General features: G+C 63.6%; 26 protein-coding genes. 7 read left to right on the top strand and 19 right to left on the bottom strand.

Going from position 1 to position 23,525, the window contains the following annotated elements; translation table 11 throughout:
- Positions 1-25: 25 nt before the first annotated feature.
- Both AUR64_RS11485 and AUR64_RS11480 read right to left on the bottom strand, forming a co-directional pair.
- Complete coding sequence (locus AUR64_RS11485) at positions 26-484, bottom strand: NOB1 family endonuclease (RefSeq protein WP_058582090.1); 459 nt, start codon at positions 482-484, stop codon at positions 26-28.
- A gap of 4 nt (positions 485-488) precedes the next feature.
- On the bottom strand, positions 489-737 hold the full coding sequence (locus AUR64_RS11480) for a PRC-barrel domain-containing protein (protein ID WP_058582089.1): 249 nt from the start codon (positions 735-737) through the stop codon (positions 489-491).
- Positions 738-946: 209 nt separating this feature from the next.
- Here AUR64_RS11480 and infB point away from each other — a divergent pair, with 209 nt between their 5' ends.
- Entirely contained in the window at positions 947-2,749 is a 1,803-nt protein-coding gene (gene infB, locus AUR64_RS11475) for a translation initiation factor IF-2 (protein WP_058582088.1), read from the top strand.
- Between the two features lie 89 nt (positions 2,750-2,838).
- Complete coding sequence (locus AUR64_RS11470) at positions 2,839-3,069, top strand: hypothetical protein (protein WP_058582087.1); 231 nt, start codon at positions 2,839-2,841, stop codon at positions 3,067-3,069.
- Positions 3,070-3,243: 174 nt separating this feature from the next.
- Here AUR64_RS11470 and AUR64_RS11465 read toward each other — a convergent pair whose 3' ends face one another.
- The 4 genes from AUR64_RS11465 to AUR64_RS11450 all read right to left on the bottom strand — a co-directional run bounded on the left by AUR64_RS11465 (position 3,244) and on the right by AUR64_RS11450 (position 6,775).
- Complete coding sequence (locus tag AUR64_RS11465; protein WP_058582086.1) at positions 3,244-3,627, bottom strand: DUF5811 family protein; 384 nt, start codon at positions 3,625-3,627, stop codon at positions 3,244-3,246.
- A gap of 60 nt (positions 3,628-3,687) precedes the next feature.
- On the bottom strand, positions 3,688-4,161 hold the full coding sequence (locus AUR64_RS11460) for a pyruvoyl-dependent arginine decarboxylase (protein ID WP_058582085.1): 474 nt from the start codon (positions 4,159-4,161) through the stop codon (positions 3,688-3,690).
- 255 nt (positions 4,162-4,416) lie between these two features.
- Positions 4,417-5,646, bottom strand: a complete 1,230-nt coding sequence (pan2, locus tag AUR64_RS11455) for a proteasome-activating nucleotidase Pan2 (protein WP_058582084.1) — start codon at positions 5,644-5,646, stop codon at positions 4,417-4,419.
- A 127-nt stretch (positions 5,647-5,773) separates the two neighbouring features.
- Positions 5,774-6,775: a TatD family hydrolase gene (locus AUR64_RS11450; protein ID WP_058582083.1), complete on the bottom strand. Its 1,002-nt coding sequence runs from the start codon at positions 6,773-6,775 to the stop codon at positions 5,774-5,776.
- A 118-nt stretch (positions 6,776-6,893) separates the two neighbouring features.
- Here AUR64_RS11450 and AUR64_RS11445 point away from each other — a divergent pair, with 118 nt between their 5' ends.
- Together AUR64_RS11445 and AUR64_RS11440 are read left to right on the top strand one after the other, a co-directional pair.
- Positions 6,894-7,712, top strand: coding sequence for an alpha/beta fold hydrolase (locus tag AUR64_RS11445; RefSeq protein ID WP_058582082.1), 819 nt, complete (start codon positions 6,894-6,896; stop codon positions 7,710-7,712).
- Between the two features lie 70 nt (positions 7,713-7,782).
- Positions 7,783-9,000 carry an iron-containing alcohol dehydrogenase family protein gene (locus AUR64_RS11440; protein WP_058582081.1) on the top strand — a complete coding sequence of 406 codons (1,218 nt, stop codon included), beginning with the start codon at positions 7,783-7,785 and terminating at the stop codon, positions 8,998-9,000.
- Positions 9,001-9,028: 28 nt separating this feature from the next.
- On the opposite strand, the gene AUR64_RS11435 is transcribed toward AUR64_RS11440, so the two are convergent.
- From AUR64_RS11435 to AUR64_RS11415, 5 genes are all read right to left on the bottom strand, one after another.
- Entirely contained in the window at positions 9,029-9,982 is a 954-nt protein-coding gene (locus AUR64_RS11435) for a VOC family protein (protein WP_058582080.1), read from the bottom strand.
- Positions 9,983-10,170: 188 nt separating this feature from the next.
- Positions 10,171-11,082, bottom strand: coding sequence for an HpcH/HpaI aldolase/citrate lyase family protein (locus AUR64_RS11430; RefSeq protein WP_058582079.1), 912 nt, complete (start codon positions 11,080-11,082; stop codon positions 10,171-10,173).
- Positions 11,083-12,066 carry an isocitrate lyase gene (gene aceA / locus AUR64_RS11425; RefSeq protein WP_058582699.1) on the bottom strand — a complete coding sequence of 328 codons (984 nt, stop codon included), beginning with the start codon at positions 12,064-12,066 and terminating at the stop codon, positions 11,083-11,085.
- An 83-nt stretch (positions 12,067-12,149) separates the two neighbouring features.
- The gene (locus tag AUR64_RS11420; RefSeq protein ID WP_058582078.1) at positions 12,150-12,413 is read right to left on the bottom strand and encodes a hypothetical protein; all 264 of its coding nucleotides are present in this window, start codon (positions 12,411-12,413) and stop codon (positions 12,150-12,152) included.
- Between the two features lie 217 nt (positions 12,414-12,630).
- Positions 12,631-13,284, bottom strand: coding sequence for a helix-turn-helix domain-containing protein (locus AUR64_RS11415; RefSeq protein ID WP_058582077.1), 654 nt, complete (start codon positions 13,282-13,284; stop codon positions 12,631-12,633).
- A 131-nt stretch (positions 13,285-13,415) separates the two neighbouring features.
- Here AUR64_RS11415 and AUR64_RS11410 point away from each other — a divergent pair, with 131 nt between their 5' ends.
- Entirely contained in the window at positions 13,416-14,156 is a 741-nt protein-coding gene (locus AUR64_RS11410; RefSeq protein WP_082230728.1) for a peroxiredoxin family protein, read from the top strand.
- A 99-nt stretch (positions 14,157-14,255) separates the two neighbouring features.
- On the opposite strand, the gene pepF is transcribed toward AUR64_RS11410, so the two are convergent.
- The gene (gene pepF, locus AUR64_RS11405; RefSeq protein ID WP_058582075.1) at positions 14,256-16,055 is read right to left on the bottom strand and encodes an oligoendopeptidase F; all 1,800 of its coding nucleotides are present in this window, start codon (positions 16,053-16,055) and stop codon (positions 14,256-14,258) included.
- Between the two features lie 147 nt (positions 16,056-16,202).
- On the opposite strand from pepF, the gene AUR64_RS11400 reads away from it, so the two are divergent.
- Positions 16,203-17,567 (top strand): M28 family peptidase, encoded by a 1,365-nt coding sequence (locus AUR64_RS11400; RefSeq protein ID WP_058582074.1) that lies wholly within the window; start codon positions 16,203-16,205, stop codon positions 17,565-17,567.
- Here AUR64_RS11400 and truA read toward each other — a convergent pair whose 3' ends face one another.
- Both truA and AUR64_RS11390 read right to left on the bottom strand, forming a co-directional pair.
- Positions 17,568-18,416 (bottom strand): tRNA pseudouridine(38-40) synthase TruA, encoded by an 849-nt coding sequence (gene truA / locus AUR64_RS11395; protein ID WP_058582073.1) that lies wholly within the window; start codon positions 18,414-18,416, stop codon positions 17,568-17,570. It abuts the gene before it with no gap.
- A gap of 98 nt (positions 18,417-18,514) precedes the next feature.
- Complete coding sequence (locus tag AUR64_RS11390; protein WP_058582072.1) at positions 18,515-18,958, bottom strand: universal stress protein; 444 nt, start codon at positions 18,956-18,958, stop codon at positions 18,515-18,517.
- Between the two features lie 141 nt (positions 18,959-19,099).
- Here AUR64_RS11390 and AUR64_RS11385 point away from each other — a divergent pair, with 141 nt between their 5' ends.
- A complete protein-coding gene (locus AUR64_RS11385; RefSeq protein ID WP_058582071.1) occupies positions 19,100-19,432 on the top strand; it encodes a hypothetical protein in 333 nt (110 codons plus the stop codon).
- Here AUR64_RS11385 and hisS read toward each other — a convergent pair.
- The 5 genes from hisS to AUR64_RS11360 form a co-directional block, all read right to left on the bottom strand.
- On the bottom strand, positions 19,423-20,718 hold the full coding sequence (gene hisS, locus AUR64_RS11380) for a histidine--tRNA ligase (RefSeq protein WP_058582070.1): 1,296 nt from the start codon (positions 20,716-20,718) through the stop codon (positions 19,423-19,425). The genes AUR64_RS11385 and hisS overlap by 10 nt on opposite strands.
- 189 nt (positions 20,719-20,907) lie before the next feature.
- Positions 20,908-21,825 carry a DMT family transporter gene (locus AUR64_RS11375; protein ID WP_058582069.1) on the bottom strand — a complete coding sequence of 306 codons (918 nt, stop codon included), beginning with the start codon at positions 21,823-21,825 and terminating at the stop codon, positions 20,908-20,910.
- Between the two features lie 86 nt (positions 21,826-21,911).
- The gene (locus AUR64_RS11370; protein ID WP_058582068.1) at positions 21,912-22,505 is read right to left on the bottom strand and encodes a DUF7411 family protein; all 594 of its coding nucleotides are present in this window, start codon (positions 22,503-22,505) and stop codon (positions 21,912-21,914) included.
- Positions 22,505-22,867, bottom strand: a complete 363-nt coding sequence (locus tag AUR64_RS11365) for a DNA-binding protein (protein WP_058582067.1) — start codon at positions 22,865-22,867, stop codon at positions 22,505-22,507. The genes AUR64_RS11370 and AUR64_RS11365 overlap by 1 nt, the downstream gene beginning before the upstream one ends.
- Before the next feature lie 88 nt (positions 22,868-22,955).
- Positions 22,956-23,411 (bottom strand): 30S ribosomal protein S19e, encoded by a 456-nt coding sequence (locus AUR64_RS11360; protein ID WP_058582066.1) that lies wholly within the window; start codon positions 23,409-23,411, stop codon positions 22,956-22,958.
- Between the last annotated feature and the right edge of the window lie 114 nt (positions 23,412-23,525).

The raw sequence follows: 23,525 nt of genomic DNA, 5'->3' as shown, positions 1-23,525 counted from the left end.
CCGCGTGTAGTCCGGACGAACGCGACTACGCCGGATTCTTTCTGGTGAGGTCCGACCCGCAGATGGGACAGCGGTCGTGTTTTTCGTCGAACTCGCGGCCACAGCCAGCACACTGGAAGCGCCAGTTGCGCTGTTCGTCGATGCCGTCGCGGGCGATGACCTTCACCGAGACGCCGAGATGTTCGGCGACGTTCTGCATCGCGTAGTCGTCGGTGACGAGCGTCGCGTCGAGTTCGAAGGAGGTAGCGAGAAGCCGCATGTCCGTCTCCGAGAGCACGTCGGCGTCGCCCGTCTCCTCTGCGGCGCGACCGATGGTCTCTACCGCGCCTTCGGCGGGGATGTGGATGTGCATCCCCGCGCCCTCCATCGCGTCGAAGCGGAAGGCGTGTTCGCCCTCCAGTTCGGCTTGGACGTCAGGGATGGAAGCCACTTGCTCGTCGGTGTGATACTCGTGGATGAACGCCGAAGAATCGAGAACTTGCATCTACCTAGCGCTGGACGACGATGTAGTCTTTCACGGCTCTGACGTGGCTGACCGGGACTCGGAACCGACCGTCGTCGTCGCGGTCGAACGAACTCGCGTCGAGGCCGAGCGCTTCTTCGTCGGGAGTGATGAGCAGGTCCGAGAGCGCGCCCGTCTTGTGGTTCATCGTGATGTTGTACAGCATGCCGAGTTCGGTTCCGTCCGAACCCATGACGGCTTTGCCCGAGAGGTTCTCGGCGAGTATGTCGGCCATAGCCGCCTATTCGAGTCCGGTCACATAAACGCCACGGGGTTGTCTGACGGGTGTCTGTCGTCCACGGCGTCTCCAAACAGTATTTCTGTAGTGACGGTCGCCGATTGTGTTATTTCTCTCGGGGCGAAATCGACAGCGTGCGGAGTTGAAACACTTAACTTCGGCCCCCGATATTCGACGGATAAGAGAAGTTCTCCGGGGCGATTTTCATGTCAGATACGGACCAGCCACCACAATCCGAGACGCTTCGCACACCCATCGTCGCCGTGTTGGGCCACGTCGACCACGGGAAAACCAGCCTCCTCGACAAAGTTCGCGGTTCAGCCGTCAGCGAGGGCGAGGCCGGCGCAATCACCCAGCACATCGGGGCCACCGCCGTTCCACTGGAAACGGTGTCGTCGATGGCCGGCAGCCTCGTCGACCCCGACGACTTCGACCTTCCCGGACTTTTGTTCATCGACACGCCGGGTCACCACTCGTTTTCGACGCTACGCTCACGCGGTGGGGCGCTCGCCGACATCGCTATCCTCGTCGTCGACGTCAACGACGGCTTCCAACCACAGACCGTCGAAGCGCTCGACATCCTCAAACGCACGGGCACGCCGTTCGTCGTCGCCGCCAACAAAGTCGACACGACGCCCGGATGGAACCCACAGGATGGCTCGCCAATCAAACCCTCCTACGACGGCCAAAGCGACCGAGCACGGCAGATGCTCGACACGAACCTCTACGAGATAATCGGGCAACTCTCCGACGAGGGGCTGTCGGCGGACCTCTACTGGCGCGTCCAGAACTTCCAGAAGAACATCGGGGTCATCCCCGTCTCGGCGCTGACCGGCGAGGGGATTCCGGACCTTCTGGCCGTCCTGATGGGTCTCTCCCAGCGCTACATGAAAGCGGAGATGGCCGTCGACATCGCCGGCCCCGGCGCGGGGACGGTGCTCGAAGTCAAAGAAGAGCGGGGCTTCGGCGCGACGCTCGACGTAGTGTTGTACGACGGCACCGTCCGCGAGGGCGACACCATCGTCGTCGGCGGGACGAACGGCCCTATCATCACCGAGATTCGTGCGCTGTTACAACCGCAACCGCTCGCGGAGATTCGCACCGAGAAACGCTTCGAGCGCGTCGACGAGGTCAAAGCCGCGGCGGGTGTGAAAATCGCCGCTCCGGACTTGGACGCCGCGATGGCGGGCGCACCGGTCCGCGTCGTCCGTAGCCGTGACACCGACGAAGTGATTCGAGACGTGCAGGCGGAACTCGCCGAAATCGAGGTCAACACCGAGGAGGAAGGCGTCGTCGTGAAAGCCGACACGCTCGGAAGTCTGGAGGCGATGGCCAACGCGCTCAAAGAAGCCGAGATTCCCATTCTCCGCGCCGAAGTGGGCGACGTGGCTCCCCGCGACGTCGCCGTCGCCGGCACCGCCCGTGAAGACGAACACAAAGTCATTCTCGCGTTCAACGTCGACATCCTGCCGAACGCCGAGGACGAACTCGACCACAGCGAGGTCAAACTGTTCGACGACGACGTCATCTACCAACTCATCGAGGAGTACGAGGAGTTCGTCGACGAGCGCAAACGCGCCCAACAGGAGACGGTCCTCGACAAAATCGTCCGTCCCGCGCGCTTCCGCATCCTGCAGGACCACGTGTTCCGCCAGAACGACCCCGCCGTCGTCGGCGTCGAAATCATGTCCGGCACCCTGAAAAACAACATGCGTGTCGTCAAGTTCGACGGCGACAAGCCGACGCGCGTCGGCCAACTCTCGGGGATTCAAGAACAGGGCGAGGACGTCAAACAGATCCGCGCGGGCAACCGCGTCAGCGTCGCCATCGACGGGCCGACGGTCGGCCGTCAGATAGAGGAGGGCGACGAGTTGTGGGTCGAACTCCCCGAGAAACACGCGAAGATTCTCGAACAGGAACTGTCGGGCGAGATTCCCGCCGACGAGTTGGAGGCGCTGCAAGGCTATCTCGACAAACACCGCCGCCGCGACCCGTTCTGGGGTAAGTAGGCGGGTCGAGAGCGGTTTGGTTAGCAATCGGAACGGTCGGTGCTCCTTTTAGTAGTCTCACGTTGTACACTCGGTCGAGGTGAACGTTCGTGAGCGTTAGCAACGACCCACTCGACGCCGTAGTCGACGTGCCCGACGGTGTGTCGCGTTACGACGTGGTGTTGGTTCTCATCCCTGCGCTGCTGCTGGCGGGGGTGGCGGCGGCAGTCGTGTCGTCGCTTGCGATAGCGTACGGGGCCGCACTCGGTGCGGTGCCCGCCTCGGGTACCGTCGGCTACGCGTTGTTCGTCGACTCGCCGGTCGAATCGACTGCCGAGTAACTGACGAGACACGACGTACCGCAACAGCGGACGGAGCCGTTCGCCTCCCTTTCGACTCCTAATCGCTCCGAGAGCGACAGTGAGAGTAAGAGCAACAGTGAGACGAAAAGCGACAGCGACGGCGCTGTCGCTCGGGAAACGACGACGCAGAACGGGTCGATTCAACCGAGACGGTTATCGGGCGGTCGGCGTCATGCCGTCGCCGACGGCGGCCATCACCTGCATCGCGGCGCTGGCGGCGAGGCCGCGGGCGACTTCGCGGCGGTCTTCGTCGTCGAGGCCGGATTCGAGGTCGTCGGTGTCGGGGTTGAAGCCGGCGCTGACGGCGTGTCCGGCCGGCGGATGGACGGCGACGGTGGCTCGCGGGCCGTTCGAGTCGTAGGAGAGTTCAGAGCCGATAGCGTAGCCCTCGGGGAGATACTCGCGGGTCTGGGCGACGATGCTGGCGACCGCTCGGCGGAGTTGCTGCTTCTGGTCGCCGGTAAGTTCCGCCGACAGGTTCGGCTGGTCGGTGTCGACGGCATCCGGAACGCCCGCAAAGGGGGTGTTTCCGTTCATACTAACTCAATCGTCCTCGTTAGGCGGTATCCGGCTAAAAAAGCGTCGGCATGAGCAATTTTATATAATCGGTTCGCTCTCGCCGTAGGCGGCCACGACGAGCGCCGTCGTGTATTCGCCGGCGTCGGCTTCCGTGGAGGCGACTTCGACCCGTTCGTCGGTGAACGTCCACTCGCGCAGGTCGCGGCCGGCGTCGAGGCCCGCCGTCACGCGTTCGCGGACGGTCTCGGCATCGGTCTCGCCTGCGGCCTCGTAGAACAGTCCCGGGCCGGGACCGGTCGTCCACCCGAGTCCGGCGGAGACGCGACCCGGGCCGGCAGTGGTCGCCCGCGCTTCCACGACAGTGAGACGCTCGCCGGCGGGGCCGAGGTCCGGCGCGGTACCGACGAACTCGACGTCGGCGTCGGTGGGAACTACAGAGGAGACGGCGACGAGGTTGTAGTTGTGGATGTTGGCGTCCGCGAGGGCGGCGTCGTACGACGACATCGGCGTCGGGCCCGTGGCGACGCCGCTCACGACGCGAATCGTGCTCATATCGGAAAACGACACGGCGAGAAGTAAGCGCTTGCGAAAACAGCGTGCGGCGAGTGCCGAATGCCGAACGCTGGGTGCGGGTGTCCGATTTTCCGGACTGTGTGCGGGTGTCCGATTTTCCGGACTGTGTGCGGGTCCGGGATTCCGAACTGTGTGTGGGTTCGGGGCTTCGAGCGTCGGGTTTCGACGTCGGCGTCGAACTGCGGGTATCCGACTGTCGTCAGTCGTCAATCGTCAGTCGTCAATCGCCAGTCGTCAGTACTGGTAGTCGGTGAACTCGCCGACGATATCGTCTTCTTCGGCTTCGGCGAGTTTCTCGCGGGCGGCCTCGAAGTCGTCCATCTTCACTTCGGTGCGGTCGTCGCGGATAGCGAACATCCCCGCCTCGGTGGTGAGGCTGGCGATGTCTGCACCGCTGAAGCCGTCGAGTTCGTCGGCGAACTCGTCGAGGTCGACGTCGTCGGCGACGTTCATCCGACTCGTGTGGATTTCGAGGATACGGCGGCGACCCTCCTCGTTCGGCTTGGGCACTTCGATGAGGCGGTCGAAGCGGCCCGGTCGGAGGATGGCCTCGTCGAGCATGTCGAAGCGGTTGGTGGCGGCGATGATGCGCACGTCGCCGCGTTCCTCGAAGCCGTCCATCTCGTTGAGCAGTTGCATCATCGTCCGCTGGACCTCGGCGTCGCCGGAAGTCTTCGAGTCCGTGCGTTTCGAGGCGACAGCGTCTATCTCGTCGATGAAGATGACGGCGGGTTCACGTTCGGCGGCCAGCGAGAACAGGTCACGGACCAGTCGCGCCCCCTCGCCGATGAACTTCTGGACCAACTCGGAGCCGGCCATCTTGATGAACGTCGCGTCGGTCTGATTGGCGACGGCTTTGGCGAGCATCGTCTTGCCGGTGCCCGGCGGGCCGTAGAGAAGCACGCCCGACGGCGGGTCGACGCCGACTTCCTCGAACAGTTCCGGCGAGGACAGCGGGTCTTCGACTGCTTCTTTGACCTCTCGAATCTGCTCGTCGATACCGCCGATGTCGTCGTAGGTGACCTCCGGTGACTCGTCGACTTCCATCGCCTGCGCGCGGGCGTCGGTCTCGTCGTCGAGGATTCGCTGGACGGCGAAGGAGTCGTTGATGGCGACGCGGTCGCCGGCCTCCAGTTTGGTCTCTAGTTGCGGCGACACCTCGGTCAGCACTTCCTGATTGTTGCCGTGCTGTTTGATGACGACGCCGTCGTCTGTCACTTCTTCGACGGACGCGAGGTACAGAGACGCCTTCTTGAGGGTGTCGTTGCGGCGTTTCAGTTGGTCGACCTCCTCTTGGAGACCTTCCATCCGGTCGTCTGCTTCTTCTAGCCGTTCATCTAGCTCCTCGTTGACCTGCATGATGCGTGCGAAATGTTTCTGCATCGCATCGAGTCGCTCGGCGTCCGACATCTCTGGGTCGAGGTCGAGCCGAGGGCGGTCGGGGAGCGACGGACTCCGAGACATTATCTACCCGAACCATGGAGTTACGCGTAAATGGGCCTTTGGGTAGCCCAAAGCTGAAAACCGGCCGACGTTTCGCCGTCGACCCCGGTGTCGAATTCAGTTCCGAGCGGGTAGAGAAAGAAGGAAGCTACGAGAGGAGAGCCATCGGATTCTCGAAGACGACCTGTCGGATGTCGTCGACGTCGACGCCGTGGCGGTAGAGTTCGAATATCCAGCGTTTCAGCGCGAAGATGTCGTTGCGAAGCACGCCCGCGCTGTCGGTCTCCAACAGGAGTTGGTCGGGACCGTACTCCTGTATCGCCGCCGCGACGTCTGCCGGCGACACGCCGTGAAGCCACGGGTAACTCACCGTAAAGGAAAGAAAACAGTCGGTGTTCTCCATCACGAACGGGACGACGTCGGCGTGGCCGTGCGAGAGCACTAACTGGTCGTCGGCCAGTCCGGCCTCGTCTTTCAGTTCGACGCTTATCTCGATGGCGTCGCGTTTGACCGTATCGCCGTCGAGAACTGGCTCTTGCTGGAGACTCGTGTCGAGTTCGTATCGCGGCATCTGCCCGCGTTCGTAGTCGGGGATGCTGGCCTGTCCGGGGTCCGAGGGAGTGTGGAGAATCGCCGGAACTCCGGCGTCGGCGGCGAGTTCGAGTTGCCGCCGGTTGACGTATCGCTGGTCGTCGAGGCTCCACGCGTTCACGTGTTGGGTAGCGTTGATGCCTATTTCGCCGACGGCCGCCACCTCGTCGAGCGCCAGATAGTCAGGCATCACGTCGAACAACTCGTCGACGTCATCGACGCGAGTGCCGGTGTGGACGCCGATGGCGAGTCTCGCATCGAACGGGTGCGAGCGTCTGATAGCGCCGAGTCGGCCGAGCGCATCGTCCCACAGATACCGGACGTCGTCGGGCGCAACGGGCTTGTACGGCGTCCAGTAGAAGCCAGCGGCGACCATCACCATCGCGTGACAGCCGCCGAGTGCGAACTGCTCGCGGTCGTTCCACGAAAGCGTTTGCGCGTGGTTGTGAACGTCGACCCACGGCAGGTTCGTCAACTCCGGCGGGAGCATCTCGTCGTCTCCGTCGCTCTCGCGGAACGACGGGTCTATCGGCCGCTTGGTCGGATACCGGCGAGCCATGTGTGTACGTCGCAACCGAGAGAGAAGAAACCGGCCCCAACGTCGGTCCAGAGCGGACCCCGAGTGCCGAGTCGCTGGAAACGTTTACCACCTGACGGACCGCACTCGAAAGTGACGTATGCTGACACACACCGTTCGGGGCGGCGACGACGTCTCCCTGCACGTCGTCGAGACCGGCAACGCCGACGGGCGGCCGATTTTCTTCGTCCACGGCTACTCGCAGAGCCACCGCTCGTGGACGCGGCAGTTCAACTCCCGACTGACCGAGCGGTACCGACTCGTCTCGATGGACAACCGCGGCCACGGCCAGTCCGAAACACCCGAGGACGGGTACGACCGCTCGGACCTCTGGGCCGACGACGTTCGGGCCGTTCTCGACGCGCTCGAACTCGACGACGTCGTCCTCGTCGGCTGGTCGTACGCCGGACTCGTCGTTCTCGACTACCTCGACGCCTACGGCACCGACCGCGTTGCAGGTGTGAATCTCGTGAGCGCCATCTCGAAGATGGGAACCGAGGCGGCGACGGCGCTTCTGGACCCCGGCTACATCGACCTCTTACCTCGACTGGGCTCCGACGACGCCGAAGAGAGCGTTGCAGCGCTCGAAGCGTTCCTTCGCCGGTGCGTCCACGCGGAGCTATCGACTGCCGACCTCCAGTCGATGCTCGGCTACAACGTCGTCGTTCCGCCGCGTGTGCGGCGCTCGCTCCGGTCGCGGACCGTCGACCACGACGACGTTCTCGCGGCCCTCGACGTGCCTGCCCTGTACGTCCACGGTGAACACGACGCCGTCGTCGACGTGGCGGCCGCCGAAGGCAACGCGGAGCGGACGCCGAACGCCCGACTGTCGGTGTACGAAGACGCAGGACACACGCCCTTTTGGGAGTCACCGGGGCGGTACAACCGCGAACTCGACACGTTCGTTTCGGGACTGTGAGCCGCCGCGTGCGGGACTCGTACCGCCAACGGCCGAACGCTTATTCCGAAAACGCCCGTTTTCGCCCGTGATGGCCGATTCTGAGCACGCCTTCGAGTTCGAGTTCTCGCCGGGGAAAATCGTCTGCGAGTCGGGTGCAGTGGATGAAATCGGCGCGGAACTGGAGCGTCAAGGACTGGACCGGGCGCTCGTCGTCTGCGGGTCGACCGTCGGGTCCACCCCCGAGGTCATCGACCCCGTACGCGACGGCGTCGGCGACCGACTCGCCGGCGTCTTCGCGGAGACGACCAGCGAGAAGTATTTGCGAACAGCGGTCAAGGGCGCACAGGTGGCCGACGAGGAGAACGTCGATGCGCTCGTCGCACTCGGCGGCGGGAGCAGTCTCGACGTGGCAAAAGTTATCGCCACACTGCGCTCGCACGACGACTCGCCCGAGAACGTCGCCGCCGAGGCCATCGATTCAGGCGAACTCTCGGTCGGCGAGAACGGAACGCCGACGCCGATTGTCGCGGTTCCGACGACGCTCGCGGGTGCGGACCTCTCGACCGTCGCGGGCGTGACGCTGGCGATGGGACCAGACGACCAACAAACCGGCGGCGGCGTCGCCGACGCGGCGCTGATGCCGGCGGCGCTGTTCTACGATTTCGACCTGTTTGCGACGACGCCGCAGTCCGTGCTGACCGCCTCCGCGATGAACGGGTTCGACAAGGGGCTGGAGGCGCTGTACACCAGCAACTCGACGCCGATTACCGACGGCACTGCCATGCGCGGCCTCCGTCTGCTGCGGTCGAGTCTACCGACGCTGGGCGGGGACGACGAGGAGGCGAACGAGCGACTCGCACAGGCGGTGACGGGAACCGTCCTCGTTCAGTACGGCGTATCCACGCCCGGACAGTACAAACTCTCGCTCGTCCACGCCTTCGGCCACGGCTTCACCCGCAACTACGACGTTCATCAAGGAGAGGTCCACGCCGTCGTCGCCCCGCACGTCCTGCGATATCTCTTTGCCAACGTGGACGCCCGTCGGGACCTGTTGGCCGAAGCGCTCGGCGTCCGAGTCGAGGGGCGCAATGACGACGAACTCGCGGCCGAAATCGTCGACGCCGTTGTCGAAGTGCGCGACGGACTGGGGCTGCCGTCACGACTCCGTGACCTCGACGAAGTTCACCGGGAGGCGTTCGACGACGTATCCGAGACCATTCTGAACGATAGCCTGATGGAGACGGTTCCGTCCGGCCTCGAACCCACGAAAGCGGAGATTCTCGCGGTGCTCGACGCGGCGTGGTGATAGAAAAAGTGCCAGAAGGGGCGGATTTTCAGCGAGTCTGGAGGTCGGGAAGCATCTCCTCGATGCGTTCGATATCCACGTCGAGCCACGCCGGAACCCGGAGCTGCTGGCCGAACTCCTCGGGCGTCTCGTCGAGCGTAAAGCCCGGACCGTTCGTCGCGTACTCGAAGATGGCTCCGCCGGGTTCGGTGATGTACCGCGACTGGAAGTAGTCGCGGTCCTTCTTCGACGTCGTGATGTAGCCGTTGTTTCGGAGCGTGTCGCTGAGTTCCTTCTGTTCCCACTCGTTTTCGACGCGGAACGCGACGTGGAGGTACGTCCCGATGCCCATCACGCCCTGCGGCGCGTTCGGCCGGATGAGTACGTCGATTTTGTTCGCGCGTGGGGTGTCGACGGGCGCTTCGTACCGGACGCGGTCACCGGCTTGCGGGTGGTCGGCGCGGCCGACGCGCTCCCAGCCCATCGTCTCCAGTACGTCGAACGTTCCCGCCGGGTCGTTCGAGTGAATCGTGACGCTGTGCATCCCACGAACCCCGTGTTCGGTCGGTACGTCACCGCCGTCCCACGGTTCGATATCCGACTCGCCGGTGACGAGTTCGTACGGGACGCCGTCGGGGTCGGTGAACTCGATGGCCGTCTCGCCGAACCGTTCGGACGTCTCGTAGTCGACGTCGTGGTCTTCGAGTCGTCCCTGCCAGTACTCTACCGACCCCTCGGGGATGGTGAGTCCGGTCGAACTCATCTGTCCTTTCCCGACGAGTCCGCGCTCCATCTCCATGTTCGTCATCGGAAAGTAGGTGATGACCGTTCCCGGCGTCCCCATCTCGTCGCCGTAGTAGAGGTGATAGATTTTCTCGGGAACGTCGAATCGAACCGTTCGCTTGACGAATCGCAGTCCGAGCACGTCGACGAAGAAGTCGTAGTTCTCCTGCGGGTCGTCGGCGAACGCCGTTACGTGGTGTATGCCGTCTACTGATACCATGCTGAGCCCTCACGAATTGTTAGCACAGATATATAATATACTTTCGTGCTATACTCTCGCGGGGTGGATACTCAGCGCTCGGATAACGAGCGAAACATCGAGCGGGGCGCGTTCGGGATAGACGACCCTCGGAGGGCATCCCCGAGGGTACTGCAGTTCTCCTGCGCTACGATATGCCCGTCGCTCTCTTACAGCACGCCCGCCTGTTCGGCGCGGGCGACGACGTTCTTCGCCATCTTGTTCGTCGCTTCGTCGACCATCTCGCCGTCGACCGACACCGCACCACGACCCTCGTTCGTTGCCGTCTCGTAGGCGTCGACGATGCGCCGCGCCTTCTCGGCGTCCTCGGTGTCGGGCGCGAACACCTCGTTCGCGGGTTCGATTTGACTCGGGTGGATGGCCCACTTGCCGTCACAGCCGAGCAGACTCGCGTGTCGACAGGAGTCGCGGAAGCCTTGGGTATCTCCGATATCGGCGAACGGGCCGTCGATGAGCTGTAACCCTTGGGCTTTCGCGGCGTGGGCGAGACGGGCCAGTTGGTAGTGCCAGTAGTGGCCCGGATACTCCGACCCGCTGCCGATGGTGAGTCCGGCCGCGCCGACGCTCGCGGTGTAGTCGCCGGGGCCGAACACCAAGGATTCGATACGGTCGCTCGCGGCGGCGATTTCGGGGGCGTTGTTCATTCCCTCGGCGCTCTCGATTTGGGTCTGGAGGCCGATTTCGCCCTCGGGAAGCCCGTTGTTCGCCTCGACTTGGGTTAGAAGGTTCTCCACTGTCCGGACCGTCGCGGGGTCGTGGACCATCGGCACCATGATGGTGTCGAGATACTCGCCCGCCTCGCCGACGACTTCGATGACGTCGTCGTACCACCACTGGGTGGTGACGCCGTTCATCCGGAAACAGGGGCGCGTCTCGCTCCAGTCGTACTCGGTCAGGCCTTCGATGACATTTTGGCGGGCGTCGATTTTCTCGTTCGGCGCGACCGAGTCTTCGAGGTCCAGAAAGGCCTCGTCGGCCCCCGAGTCGGGCGCTCTCGAAATCATCTTCGGGTCGCTGCCGGGCGTCGCGAGTTGACTCCGGCGCAGCGTCACGTCGGACATCTAATCGCCTCCCTCCGTGCCAATTGGCTCGGACTGTTCCTCGCTGTAACCCGCTGAACTCTCGATACGCGAACGCGCCTCGGCGTCGAAGCGCATCTCAGTCTCCTGATACTGGTCGACGAACGAGAGTTCGTGGTGGGACTCGGTCGGGTGACCGAGGTAGCGTGATTCGAGGTCGAACTGCCCTTCTTCGGCCTCGTCGGCCAGTTTCTGGAAGTCTTCGTAGACGGCGTGTGCACCCGAGTGCAGGCCGAACAGCGTGATGAAGATGTAGCCGTAACCCAAATCGCCGAGTTCGGCGAACGTGAGCGGGTCGTCCTCCTCGGACCACGCAAAGGACGACGAGTAGTTGAACGCCAGCGTCAGGTCGGGGTGCGTCTCGTGAATCTCCTCGGCGTAGCGAATCGCGTCTTCTCGACTCGGGTCGGGCATCTCCGGCCAGACGATGTCGACGCCGGCGTCGGCGTAGATACGGCCGCGTTCGAGGTGTTCCTCCCAGTCACCGTTGGCCGAACCGTACGCATCAGTACGGGCGATGATGACCGTATCCTCCGACTGCTTGGCATCGACGGCCGCCTCGAAGCGGGCACGGGCCGCTTCGCGGGAGACGATTTGCTTGCCCGCGATGTGGCCGCAGCGCTTCGGCGTCGTCTGGTCTTCGATGTGAACCGCAGCGACGCCGGCTTTCTCGTACTCGCGGACTGCGCGGCGGACGTTGTGAATCCCGCCATACCCCGTGTCGCAGTCGGCGACGACGGGGATGTTGCAGGCGTCGACGATTCGTTTGGCGTTTTCGACCATCTCGGTCATCGACACCATCTCCAAGTCGGGGAAGCCGAACTGTCCGAGCACGGTGGAGTAGCCGCTCATGTAGGCAGCGTCGTGGCCCGTCATCTCCGCGAGACGGGCGTCGAGGGCGTGATACAGGCCGGGCGCGAACACGTACGGCTGTTCGTCTAATTTGCGCCTGAACTCTCGACCCATCGGATTGTCGATGTCACGGGTGGTGATGGCGTCGCCGGTGGGTCGTTCGTCGCCGTCGCCCGGCGACGTCTCGCCGTTCTGACTCATCGACGGCCCTCCTGCGGAGTCGTCTCGGTAGGCCGCTTCTGTCGGTCCAGTGCGCGTTCGAGGCGCGTAATCTGGCGCTTCAGGCTCGCGAGTTCGGTTTGGAACTCGCGCTGTGTGTCGGTCGGTTCGCGGGTCTGGACGAAAGGGACCAACGGCGCGTCCTCCTCGCTCTCGTCGGGTCGCATCGAGGGTCGAATCGTCGTCTGCGGGGTTCGGCGGTCGGTCTGTTCACGTCGTCGTGTCGGGTTCGTCTCTGTCATCGTGTCGGTGGTCTCGGTCGCTGAATCGGTCGGCTGTCGGTTCGGTAGTCGGCGGCTTTGCGGGTCGCGGGGTGTGCGTGTACTGCCATCGTGATTCACCGCATCAGGTGGGACTGGAGAGTCGTAGATAAAGTTAATGATTGATAATGATAATATTTGTTAATGGCTTATTTTGTGTATGAGGTGTTTAAGTGACAAGTGGTAACGAGGGACAGGGTTAGGGGCGAATATAGTCGAACACGCGAGATTCGATTTTCTGAAGATGCTCGCCCACGGTGGCGACCGAACAGCCCAGTCGGTCCGCGATATCGCTATGAGTCGCCCCCCGTGGAACGTCGTAGTAGCCGAGAGACAGAGCAGTATCCAGCACCACTCGTTGGCGCTCGGTCAACAGAGCCAAGATTTCCCCTCCCGCGTCCGGATACGGTCCGATGCGCTCGATGGTCGCGTCGAGTTCCGGCGGCACCTCAGCGAGCGCCTCTCGTAACACATCGTTCGTCTCGCCGAGCATCTCCACGCTGAGCCTTCCGTCGCTGGTGCTCCCGATTGGGAAGTTGAAGAACACCTCGTGGGTTCGGGGGATTTCCAAGAACCGCTTCATCGCGGGCGGTGGCCGAGCGTGGATGTACACGAGTCCGTTCTGTGGCTCCTCGCTGGAGATACTGTACCCGAGTACGTCCGTGTCCTCGCCCAACAGTCGTCTCGCTTCGTCGAGGTCACCTCGGAGTCGACCGAGGAGGACGACGGTTTCGTCCGCGAGAACGTTGAGGTGGTAGATTTGCTCTCTCTCGAACTCCGAATCCGCACCGAACATCCGGTATGCGATGTGTCGACCGGCCGGTTGGTCGAGGGTGAACGTGACGGCCCGCATGTGCTAATCGCTCTCCACGTCGATGCTCTCTGGACGCATAGCGTTCAGTTCGCGCCGCTCGCACATATATAGTACCGACAGTACTAGGCAGACTCCAAATCCGTCCGGTCACCGTACTCACTAGTGGGACCATGACCGTGTCACGAACAGAGCCGATGGGAGACGAAACGCGGAACGAAGCGTACAACTACAGGCATTTCGGCCCGGAGTACTACGACTTCACGACTTTCGACGGACCCAAACCGGGTGACCGCACACCCGACTTCGAGGCGGTTACGCTGGACGGCCAGACAATCGAATGGTCGGAGTTCAGAGGAAAGTGGGTCGTCCTCGAAACCGGCAGCATCACCTGCCCCATCACGGATTCGAAGGTCCACGTGATGGACGAACTCCAGAAGCAGTTCGAAGACGTGGTGTTCGTCCTCTTGTACACCAGAGAGGCGCATCCGGGAGAGCGCTACGATGCACACGACTCGTTCGAAGACAAACTCGAACGAGCGCGGACGTTTGCGACCGAGTACGACGTCGAGCGCACTGTCTTAGTCGACGACGAGGAGGGGACCGTCCACAGAAAATACGGTGGGATGCCGAACTCGGTACACGTCGTGAATCCCGACGGCGTGGTCGTGATGCGAGGCGACTGGAACGACGTCCGGACGGTGAAGAAGGTCCTCGAAAACAGAGAGGAGAACAGAATCTACGGACGCGACATCTACAGAGGCCGCCCCGTATTCCTCACGGAGAAGAAAGGGGCCACAAGGGTGCTAATCGACGCAGGCCCGCGGGCCGTCTGGGATTTCGTCACAAATGCGCCGGCACTCGCACTGATGCATCTGAAGAAGGAGTTCAGAGGAAAGCAGTCGGGAAGGTAGTCCGATAGCTGCGCGCTGTCTACTCAGTACGGCCCCGTGAACGACTCTTTCTCGATAGTTCGGACGAAGCCAGAAAAACAGAACCCGCTTCTCAGGCTGTTATTCGAGGTCCATCAGGTCGGCGACGCGGTCCAGGTAGTCGCCGTAGACGCCGAGTGCGTCCTCGATAGGTTCGGGCGAAGTCATGTCGACGCCCGCCGTCTCCAACACTTCCATCGGGTACGCGCTGCCGCCCATGGCGAGCGCCTCGCGGTAGTCGGCGGCGGCGTCCTCGCCTTCGTCGAGAATGCGTTCGACGACGGCGACGGCGGCGCTGATGCCGGTGCTGTACTGGTAAACATAATAATTGTAGTAGAAGTGCGGGATGCGCATCCACTCGCGGGCGATGCGGTCGTCGACTTCGGCGGGTTCGTAGAACTCGGCCTTCAGGTCGCCGTACAGTTGGTCGAAGGCGTCGGGGGTGAGCGGTTCGCCCGCCTCGACGGCCTCGTGAATCTGCAACTCGAAGTCGGCGAACATCGTCTGGCGGTACAGCGTCGAACGGAACCGTTCGAGATACTCGTCGAGGACGTGGCGGCGGAGTTCGTCGCTCTCGGCGTTTTCGAGCAGATACTGGGTGAGAAGCGTCTCGTTGACCGTACTCGCCACCTCGGCGACGAAGATTTCGTAGTCGGCGTACTGCCACGGTTGCTCACCCTTGGCCAACTCCGAGTGCATCGAGTGGCCGAGTTCGTGGGCGAGCGTAAACATCGAGGTGATGTCGTCCTGATAGTTCATCATGATGAACGGCTGGGTGTCGTACGTGCCCGCCGAGTACGCCCCGGCGCGCTTGCCGCGGTTCTCGTACACGTCGACCCAGCGGTCTTCGAGGCCCTCAGCCATCCGCTCTTGGTACTCCTCGCCGAGTGGCGCGACGGCCTCGATGACGTACTCTTTGGCCTCTTCGTAGCTGATTTCGGGGCCTTCCTCGCCCGTCAGCGACATGTAGAGGTCCCACATCTGGAGGTCGTCGACGTCGAGTGCCTGCCGCTTCAGGTCGGCGTGACGGTGGAGTTTGTCGAGGTTGTCGCGGACGGTGCCGAGGAGGTTGTCGTACACCTCGACGGGGACGTTCGGGCCGTCGAGCGCCGACTCGCGGGCGGTGTCGTAGTTGCGCGCTTCGGCGAGTTTCACGTCGGCTTTGACGCTGTTCTTCAGTGAACTGCCGACCGAGTTTCGTACGTCCTCCCACTCGTCGTAGAACTGCTCGTGGACTTTCTGTCTGAACTCGCGGTTCGGGTGTTTCTGGAGTTTCGTGAAGTTGCCCTGCGAAATCTCTATCTCGTCGCCGTCGGGGTCTTCGACCGTCGGGAACGTCAGGTCGGCGTTGGCGAGCATCGAGTAGAAGTCGCTCGGTGCGCCCATGACCTCCGAAAGGTCGGCCAGCAGTTCCTCGACTTCCTTCGAGCGGGTGTGCGGCTTGGCGCGGAGCACGTCGTCGAAGTAGTGTTCGTACTCCGAGAGTTCGGGGTTTTCGTCGATGAACTGCTGGACGTCGTCCTCGTCGAGTTCCTGCAGTTCGGGTTCGACGAAACTCGACGCACTACGAGCGTCGGAGGCCAGCGACTGTGCGCGCGCCGACAGCGCTTGGTACTCCTGATTCCGGGTGTCCTCGCTGGCGCGGAGTTGCGCGTAGGAGGTGACTTTCGAGACGTCGCGCATCACCGATTCGAGCAGTTCGAGCAGTTCGTACAGCGTTTCGGCGTCTTCGGTCGCTCGGCCTTCGTACGCTGCGATGTCGTCGATACGCGACTCGACGTCCTCGTACGCTTCGTTCCAGTCGTCGTCGGAGGCGTAGATGCTCTCCAAATCCCACTTGTACTCCTCGTCGATGTCGCCGCGTTCGGGAACCGAACTCATGGTCGGGAGTTGGCCGGTGCGGGCGTAAACCTTGCCAAGTGCAGACAAGGCAACTGTTGCCGATGATTTTCGGCTGACAGAACTTGGCTCAGGACGGCGACTTCCGCGAACCGAGCATCTATGTCACGGTGTGTCCAACCGCGGGCCATGTCCGAACAGGAGACGACGCCGACGAACGCGGAGGAAGCGACCGACGCGTTCGCCGCCGCAGTGGGCCGCACGTGGACCGACGACAGCGCGTGGAACTTCATCACAGACCTCACCTCGCTCGGCGACCGGATGGGCGGCAGCGCGGGCGAACAGCGGGCGGCGGACCTCGTCGCCGACGCGTTCGCCGACGCCGGCGTCGACGACATCAAACTCGACACGTTCGAGATGAACCAGTGGACCCGCGGGTGGACCGAACTCGAACTCACCGCCCCCGTCACGCGGCCGTTCGACGCCATCGCGCTGCCGTACTCGCCGTCGGGCGACGTGGAGGCCGAACTTGTCGACGTGGGCTACGGCACGCCCGACGAAATCGAAGCCGAGGACGTCGACGGCAAAATCGTGGTTGCGAGTACGACCACGCCATCTGGGCGGTTCATCCACCGGATGGAGAAGTACGGCTGTGCGGTCGAAGCGGGCGCGGAAGCGTTCGTCTTCGTCAACCACATCGAGGGTCAACTGCCACCGACTGGCTCGCTCACCTTCGGCGACGAGGGGTCGGTGCCGGCCGTCGGCGTGAGCAAGGAGACCGGTGCGTGGCTGAAAGAGTACGCCGCGAACAACGGTGGAGAGACGGGCAGCGTCCGCATCACCGTCGAAGCCGAGACCACACCGGGCGAGAGCCAGAACGTCGTCGGGCACGTCGGACCAAAGACGGACGAAGAGCTGCTGTTGCTCGCACATTACGACGCCCACGACATCGCCGAGGGCGCGCTCGACAACGGCTGTGGCATCGCCACCGTCGTCACCGCCGCCCGGATTCTCGCACAAGTCGACCTCGACATCGGCGTCCGCGTCGCCGGCGTCGGCTGTGAGGAAATCGGCCTCTTGGGTGCCGAACACGTCGCCGAAACAACCGACCTCAGTGAGATAAAAGCCGTCGTCAACGTCGACGGCGCGGGGCGATTCAGAAACTTGGTCGCACTCACCCACAACTCCGACGCGATGAGCGTCGCCGCCGAGCGCATCGACGACGCGACGAGACAACCCATCGACGTGAACGACGAACCCCACCCGTTCAGTGACCACTGGCCGTTCGTCCGCGAGGGCGTCCCGGCGTTCCAACTTCACAGCGACAGTGGCGAACGCGGCCGCGGATGGGGCCACACCCACGCCGACACCCGCGACAAAGTCGACGACCGAAACATCCGCGAACACGCCATCCTCACGGCACTGCTCGTCGACGACCTCTCGAAAACTGACGCGCCGCGTCTGGACCTCGACGACCTCGCCGAGACGTTCCGCGAGAACGACTTCGAGGTCGGAATGCGCGCCGCCGACCTCTGGCCCGTCGACTGGGAGTAGTCAGCTCGTTCCGTCCAGTACCGTCTCACAGACCCGCGCTCTGACCGCACCCTCCACGCGCGACGCGCCGAACACTTCCCGGACCGTTTCTGCCGCGTCGGCGTCGCGTTCGAAGTTGACTCCCGGATAGTCGACTCCGGTGAGCACCAGCCCCGACGCGGGCGCAGGCGGGATTCCCTCTCTTCCTTCCAGCGAGTCGGCGTCGAACGCGTGGTCGATTCGCTCCATCGGTGCTCCGGACCCAACGATTCTCACAAGCGAAAGAACGCGCCGGACGAGTTCACGGGCGAACCCGGGCGCCGAGAGTGTGAGAACGAGGAACTCGCCGTCGCGCCGCATCGACCCCGACAGTTCCCGAACCGTGTTCTTTTCGTCCGGCGTGAAGTTGCGAAAGTCGTGTTCGCCGCACAGCGCCGAGAGGGCTGCTCTCGCTCGGTCGTCGTCGACGGCGGCGTAGGGCTCCGGCGTGAGATATTCCTCCTCTCCGGTTTCGGGGGCGTAGAGATGATACGTGTACTCGCGACGACTCGCGTCGTGGGTCGCGTGGAACTCGTCGGGAACGTCCGCAGCGGCCCACGCGCGGACCGTCCCCGGCAACTCGCTGTTGACCGCCCGCGGCGTACACCACTCGGGGCAGTCGAAGGCAACGGTCTGCGCGACGGCGAAGACGCCCGCGTCGGTGCGCCCGGCGGCGGCGTAACCGGAAGGCCGGTGACGCGTCTCGTCGTAGATGTCGAGTTTCGCCAGCGCGTCGAACAACGCGCCTTCGGCCGTCGGCACGTCGGGTTGGCGCTGGAAGCCGTAGTAGGGGCGGCCGTCGTAGGCGACGCGGAACGCACGCTTCGGCATCGGCGAACGTTCGCAGAGCGGGCGCTTAATCGCCGCGACTCTCGACTCCGGTTCCGAGGTCCGAACCGAGACGAGTCGGGACGGCGAGACGGCGACGGCTACACGTCGTCGGTAGACGCTCCGTCGGGTGGGACGGTGACGACCGGTGCCGGCGAGGTTCGGACGACCCGTTCTGCAACACTGCCGACGAGGAACCGTTCGAGGCCGCGGCGACCGCGCGTGCCGACGACCACGAGGTCGATGTCGTTGTCCTCGACGTAGTCGACGATAGCTTGGGCGGGAGAGCCACGGGTGACAGCCGTCGTGACGGCGACACCGGTTTCTTCGGCAGCCAACTCGACGGCTTCGACTGCCGACTCCCCTTGCTGTCCGAGTGCCTCCGTCATGAGGTCCGAGCGAACGTCCGCACCGTACGCCATCGTGTCGATGACGTAGAGCGCATGTAAGCCGGCGTCGAACGTCCGTGCGAAGTCGATTGCGCGGTCGGCCGCGGCCGTCGCCGACGGACTGCCGTCGGTTGCGACGAGGATGGTGTCGTACATGAGACTCCTCCAGATGGGCGTACGACGACGTGCAACGAAAGTATGATGTCTGTTAGCACCCGCCAATTATAGGCGACACTACCGGTAGAACAAATCAGCCAGATAGCATTAAGAGCCGTCGTCACCGACGTTCACTCACCGATGCCCTCCACTCACACCGACCGAATCGTCGACCGGTGCCGTGACCCGCGTGTGTGGCTCCTCACGCTGGTGATTCTCGGCCTGTACGTGCTCGGAACGAGCGTCAACGACGCCACCCCGTTCGGGATGCTCGCCGCCCCGGCGTTTCTGTTCATGTTCGCCTACATGATGACGCTCGGAACCGTGCTGTTGACGCTCTCTCCGGAGACGTTCGTGACGTTCTTCGGCGGGTTCGTCGTCTTCACCTTTCTGACGTCTGCGCTGCTCGTCTCGGGATACGACCGTCTCGCCCGACGGGTCCGAAAGAGTCCGGCGACAGACGTTCAGGCGTAGTCGTCGTACGACGGCGCATCCCGGTCGCCGGGGAAGTCGTCGACGGGGGCGGTGGTCTGTTCGCCGCTGTCCATCTCTTTGACGGTCACCTCGTCGTTTTCGAGGTCCTGCTCGCCGACGATGACGACGGTCTCCGCACCGATGCTGTCGGCGTATCCCATCTGTGCACCGAAGCTTCGACCTGAAACGTCGGTCTCGACGGTGTTGCCTGCCGCACGGAGGTCACGAGCGACACGACTGGCGACCGACCGCGTGTCGCCGACCGAGAGCACGTAGTAGTCCGTCGACGCGGCGTCTTCGGGCCAGACGCCCGCGCGCTGAAGCAGGAGGTTCAGCGGCGCGTGGCCGGGGGCGACGCCGACGGCGGGAGTCGGTTGCCCGCCGAAGCTCTCGATGAGGTCGTCGTAGCGGCCGCCGCCGAACACCGAGCGACCGACCTCTCCCGTCGAATCGAAGCACTCGAAGACGACGCCGGTGTAGTAGTCGAGTCCCCGGGCGGTCGTCAACGAGACGGTACAGTACTCGCGTGCGCCGAAGTCCTCAGCCGCGGCGAGCACCTCGCGGAGGTTGTCGACGGCGGCTTCCACGTCGTCGCCGCCGAACTCGGCGATTGCGTCGAGGTCGCCGCCGGTGACGAGGTCGTCGAACGACTCGGCGTCGTCCCACGAGAGACCCGCGTCGGTGAGCAGGCCGAGATACTCGGTCTCGTCTACCTTCGCGCGCTTGTCGACGGCGCGGATGGCCGCTCGCGTGTCGACGTCGTCGTCGAACGCGGTGAGCAGTCCGCCGAGAATGTCGCGGTGTGAGACGCGGAACTCGAAGTCGTCCGCGGAGAGACCGAGGTCGGTCAGCGCGTCGGCCGCAAAGGCCAGAATCTCAGCGTCCGCTTCAGGCTCGGAGGACCCGAAGATGTCGACGTTGGTCTGGTAAAACTCTCGGAAGCGGCCCTGCTGGACCTGCTCGTAGCGCCAGAACGGACGGGTCGAGACCCATTTGATGGGTTTCGAGAGCGCCTGCTGTTTGGCGACGACCATCCGCGCGACCGTCGGCGTCAGTTCCGGTGTCAGTGCGACCTCGCGGTCGCCTTTGTCGGTGAATGCATAGAGTTCGTCGACGATTTCCTCGCCGGACTTGTCGACGTACATCTGCGTTCGTTCGAGCGCGGGCGTGCCGATTTCGCGGAAGCCGTACCGCTTTGCGGCGTCTTCCATCGTGTCGATGACCTCCCGTCGAGGGGCCATCTCGTCGGGGTAGAAATCACGAAATCCCTTGAGGTGGTCGTACATGTACGGTGGTTTGCGGAGCGGTCGCTTGAAGCCTGTCCTTTTCGTGGAAGGTGACCCCACCGTCGGTGGCGAACGTTCAAATACGGGAAGAGAGCCACCGTTGCAGGTGCGCTGACGTACCGACGCAACGCGGCCGAGGCGGGAGTGCGACACGCCGCTTGCGAACTGACGACCGTCGCCTGCTAGCCCCTACAACCAGCCGAGAACGACATCTAAAATCGACGAATCGAGCGCGATGAGACCGACGCCACAGACCGCCAACGCCGCGGCGACTAGCCGGGTCCCGAAGAAGTCCTCACGCAACAGGACGCCGCCGAGAACGACGGCGACGACCGCCTGCGTGTTGATAATCGGGGAGGCGATGCTCGCCGGCACGGCGGCGAACGCCAACGACGTGACGTGCTCGCCGAGTGCGACGAGAAAGCCGCCGACGGCGAGTTCACCGACTGTCCGTCGCGTGAGCGCGCCGTCGGGCCACGACCGAACCGCGAAGGGGAGGACGACGACGGTGACGCCGGCGAGGAGGACGACGACCCACACCTGCGGTTGGAGGCTCAGTTCCTGGAGTGCAACCCGTTTGCCGACGTCGCTGACGGCGTAGCAGGCGGCGCTCAACAGCGCGAGCTGTGCCGCCGTCGACGACGACGCCGCGCGTATCGGGTCCGCCAAACGGCCGCCCCGGTAGTTGGCGACGTACACCGCGAGCGTCGCCACGACCACGCCAAGCACCTGAATCGGTGCGAGACGCTCGTGGAGCAGCGAAATCTCGATGGGAAGGACGAACACGGGGACCACCTTGTTTATCGGCGCGACGTAGGAGACGTCGCCCACGTCGAGCGCCCGGAGGAAGATGAGAAACGCCGCGCCCGTCGCACAGATAGTGCCGAGGAGGATACCGACTGCCTCAATGCCGAGCGCCGCGACAGACGGCGTCTCCGAGAGCGACGCCGACGTGAGAAGCACCGGGAGATACCACGTGATAGCCGCGATGTTGACCAGAACGGTGAGAACGGAGCCGGGAATTCCGTCGAAGTACCGCTTGAGGACGAACAGATAGACGCCCCAGACGACGGCGGCGACGAGCGAGTACGAGATTCCCGATGTCACGGCTACCGCTCGCGTCTACGGGGGTATGAGCGATTCGGTCGACGCCGACCTCGAAGAAAGCAAGGAGACGGTATCCCAGCGACCGCTCAGTCGAGGAGCCCGCGAACGTACGTCTGTTCGTGTTCGGGAAAGACCTCGCCAACCGATTCGGTCCCGTATCGGTCGGCGAGTAACTGCCGGAGTTCGCCCTCGTAATCAGCTTTCGGGACCGTCTCGCTCGGCCCGACTTCGATATCGAGGGTCTCGTCGACGAGGCGGTCGACCGCCCGACGGCCGAACCCCGACAGCGGTGCGAGGTAGTCGACGTCGTAGCGGTCTTCGAGACTCTGTGCTTGTGCCCGCGAGATGGTCGGGACTCGGTCGTCGCGCCGGGTTCCGTCGGCGATGGCGTCGTAGCCCAGCCCCGCGACGGCCTCCAACGCCGCTTCGTGTACCTGTTGGATACCGTTTCGTGGGTAGCCGTCGGCGTGCATCTGCTCGACGGCGTCGGTGGCGATGTCCTCGTCGAGTTCGACCGTCTCGAACGGATAGCCGAGCGTCTCGGCGGCGGTTTTCGCGTGTTTCCAGTCCTCGGTGACGCCGAAGTGTGCGGTGACGAGGCGCACGTCGTAGAACGAATCGAGCGTGAGTGCGGCGAGCGTCGAGTCCTTGCCGCCGCTGTACAGGAGGGCCAGTTCCATCAGCGACGGCGGATGTTGAAGCTCTTCTTGTCGGGCTGCAGTTCCTTCAGCAGCTGTTTCATCTGCTGTTCGTCGATTTTAGACTGGATGCGTCCACTCTGGGCCAGCGCGACGAGTTGCTGTTCGACCTGTTCGGCGAAGTCGGGCTTGCTCATCTGGACGGCGTTGAGTCGCTGGCGTGCGCCGTCGGTGAGGTACTGCCGGAGTATGGCGTCTTTCTGTGCCTGTGCGCGGTCTTCGGCAGCTTGCTGGGCCTCCTCGTTGGCCTGTTGTTGCTGCTGACCGTCGGCTTGCTCTTGGAGTTCCTGGAGTCGCTCTTGACGGAGTTCGTCGAGTCGCTCGTCGTCGGGATTTCCGCTCATACCTGAGCTTTTCGCGCGCGGCAGAAAACGATTACGGACAGCCTGACGGCTTGCGGGTCGGAACGTCTGAAAAAGGCGTGTGTGTCCTCTACGCGTAGCGTTCGAGTTCCGGGCGGTCGAGCGACTCGAAAGCCGAGGCGGCGGCGTCGTCGAGGAACGCGCGGCCGTTGTCGCTGAGGCGGCGGCCGTCGCCGCCGGCGCTCTCGACGAGGTCCTCTTCTTCGAGTTGCTGGAGGATGACGCGGATGATTTTCTTGCTGCCGGTGTCGGTGTGGGCCTTGGCGACGCGGTAGCGCGTCGACCCGCGCTTGCGGCCACCGTACTCGACGGCGAGACGCTCGACGCCGAGTGGGCCTTTCGTGGCGAGTTTCCGGAGGACACTGGCCGCGCGGACGAACCAGAAGTCGTCGTCCTGCGGTGGCAGTTCCCGGCTCGAACCGGTTTTGGCGAACTGAATCCAGTCGGGCTGTTCGATACGGTCCTCGAGTCGGTCGGCGACCTCCTGAATGAGGTCGTCCGCCGGAACGTCATAGAGGGTTACCATGGCTACGAGTTCTGTGTAGCGCTGTTTAAAAGCATCGTATTAGGGTCGTCACCGGGACGTGAGAGCCGTTCGCGTGCTTGATTCGAAGCTACTCACGAGGTGTCGTTGTGGGGT

The sequence above is a fragment of the Haloprofundus marisrubri genome (genome assembly GCF_001469955.1).
In the GTDB taxonomy this organism is placed as follows: domain Archaea; phylum Halobacteriota; class Halobacteria; order Halobacteriales; family Haloferacaceae; genus Haloprofundus; species Haloprofundus marisrubri.
This window is presented reverse-complemented; position numbering and strand designations above follow the sequence as displayed.

What these genes read in the sequence shown, in the direction of transcription:
- AUR64_RS11360 (WP_058582066.1), bottom strand. Translation starts at nt 23,411, where the DNA reads ATGGTAACCCTCTATGACGTTCCGGCGGACGACCTCATTCAGGAGGTC.
- hisS (WP_058582070.1), bottom strand. Translation starts at nt 20,718, where the DNA reads ATGTACGACCACCTCAAGGGATTTCGTGATTTCTACCCCGACGAGATG.
- infB (WP_058582088.1), top strand. Translation starts at nt 947, where the DNA reads ATGTCAGATACGGACCAGCCACCACAATCCGAGACGCTTCGCACACCC.
- pepF (WP_058582075.1), bottom strand. Translation starts at nt 16,055, where the DNA reads ATGAGTTCGGTTCCCGAACGCGGCGACATCGACGAGGAGTACAAGTGG.
- truA (WP_058582073.1), bottom strand. Translation starts at nt 18,416, where the DNA reads ATGCCGAAGCGTGCGTTCCGCGTCGCCTACGACGGCCGCCCCTACTAC.
- AUR64_RS11440 (WP_058582081.1), top strand. Translation starts at nt 7,783, where the DNA reads ATGGCCGATTCTGAGCACGCCTTCGAGTTCGAGTTCTCGCCGGGGAAA.
- AUR64_RS11445 (WP_058582082.1), top strand. Translation starts at nt 6,894, where the DNA reads ATGCTGACACACACCGTTCGGGGCGGCGACGACGTCTCCCTGCACGTC.
- aceA (WP_058582699.1), bottom strand. Translation starts at nt 12,066, where the DNA reads ATGGGTCGAGAGTTCAGGCGCAAATTAGACGAACAGCCGTACGTGTTC.
- AUR64_RS11420 (WP_058582078.1), bottom strand. Translation starts at nt 12,413, where the DNA reads ATGACAGAGACGAACCCGACACGACGACGTGAACAGACCGACCGCCGA.
- AUR64_RS11385 (WP_058582071.1), top strand. Translation starts at nt 19,100, where the DNA reads ATGCCCTCCACTCACACCGACCGAATCGTCGACCGGTGCCGTGACCCG.
- AUR64_RS11370 (WP_058582068.1), bottom strand. Translation starts at nt 22,505, where the DNA reads ATGGAACTGGCCCTCCTGTACAGCGGCGGCAAGGACTCGACGCTCGCC.
- AUR64_RS11435 (WP_058582080.1), bottom strand. Translation starts at nt 9,982, where the DNA reads ATGGTATCAGTAGACGGCATACACCACGTAACGGCGTTCGCCGACGAC.
- AUR64_RS11430 (WP_058582079.1), bottom strand. Translation starts at nt 11,082, where the DNA reads ATGTCCGACGTGACGCTGCGCCGGAGTCAACTCGCGACGCCCGGCAGC.
- AUR64_RS11450 (WP_058582083.1), bottom strand. Translation starts at nt 6,775, where the DNA reads ATGGCTCGCCGGTATCCGACCAAGCGGCCGATAGACCCGTCGTTCCGC.
- pan2 (WP_058582084.1), bottom strand. Translation starts at nt 5,646, where the DNA reads ATGTCTCGGAGTCCGTCGCTCCCCGACCGCCCTCGGCTCGACCTCGAC.
- AUR64_RS11480 (WP_058582089.1), bottom strand. Translation starts at nt 737, where the DNA reads ATGGCCGACATACTCGCCGAGAACCTCTCGGGCAAAGCCGTCATGGGT.
- AUR64_RS11410 (WP_082230728.1), top strand. Translation starts at nt 13,416, where the DNA reads ATGACCGTGTCACGAACAGAGCCGATGGGAGACGAAACGCGGAACGAA.
- AUR64_RS11485 (WP_058582090.1), bottom strand. Translation starts at nt 484, where the DNA reads ATGCAAGTTCTCGATTCTTCGGCGTTCATCCACGAGTATCACACCGAC.
- AUR64_RS11365 (WP_058582067.1), bottom strand. Translation starts at nt 22,867, where the DNA reads ATGAGCGGAAATCCCGACGACGAGCGACTCGACGAACTCCGTCAAGAG.
- AUR64_RS11400 (WP_058582074.1), top strand. Translation starts at nt 16,203, where the DNA reads ATGTCCGAACAGGAGACGACGCCGACGAACGCGGAGGAAGCGACCGAC.
- AUR64_RS11390 (WP_058582072.1), bottom strand. Translation starts at nt 18,958, where the DNA reads ATGTACGACACCATCCTCGTCGCAACCGACGGCAGTCCGTCGGCGACG.
- AUR64_RS11460 (WP_058582085.1), bottom strand. Translation starts at nt 4,161, where the DNA reads ATGAGCACGATTCGCGTCGTGAGCGGCGTCGCCACGGGCCCGACGCCG.
- AUR64_RS11415 (WP_058582077.1), bottom strand. Translation starts at nt 13,284, where the DNA reads ATGCGGGCCGTCACGTTCACCCTCGACCAACCGGCCGGTCGACACATC.
- AUR64_RS11465 (WP_058582086.1), bottom strand. Translation starts at nt 3,627, where the DNA reads ATGAACGGAAACACCCCCTTTGCGGGCGTTCCGGATGCCGTCGACACC.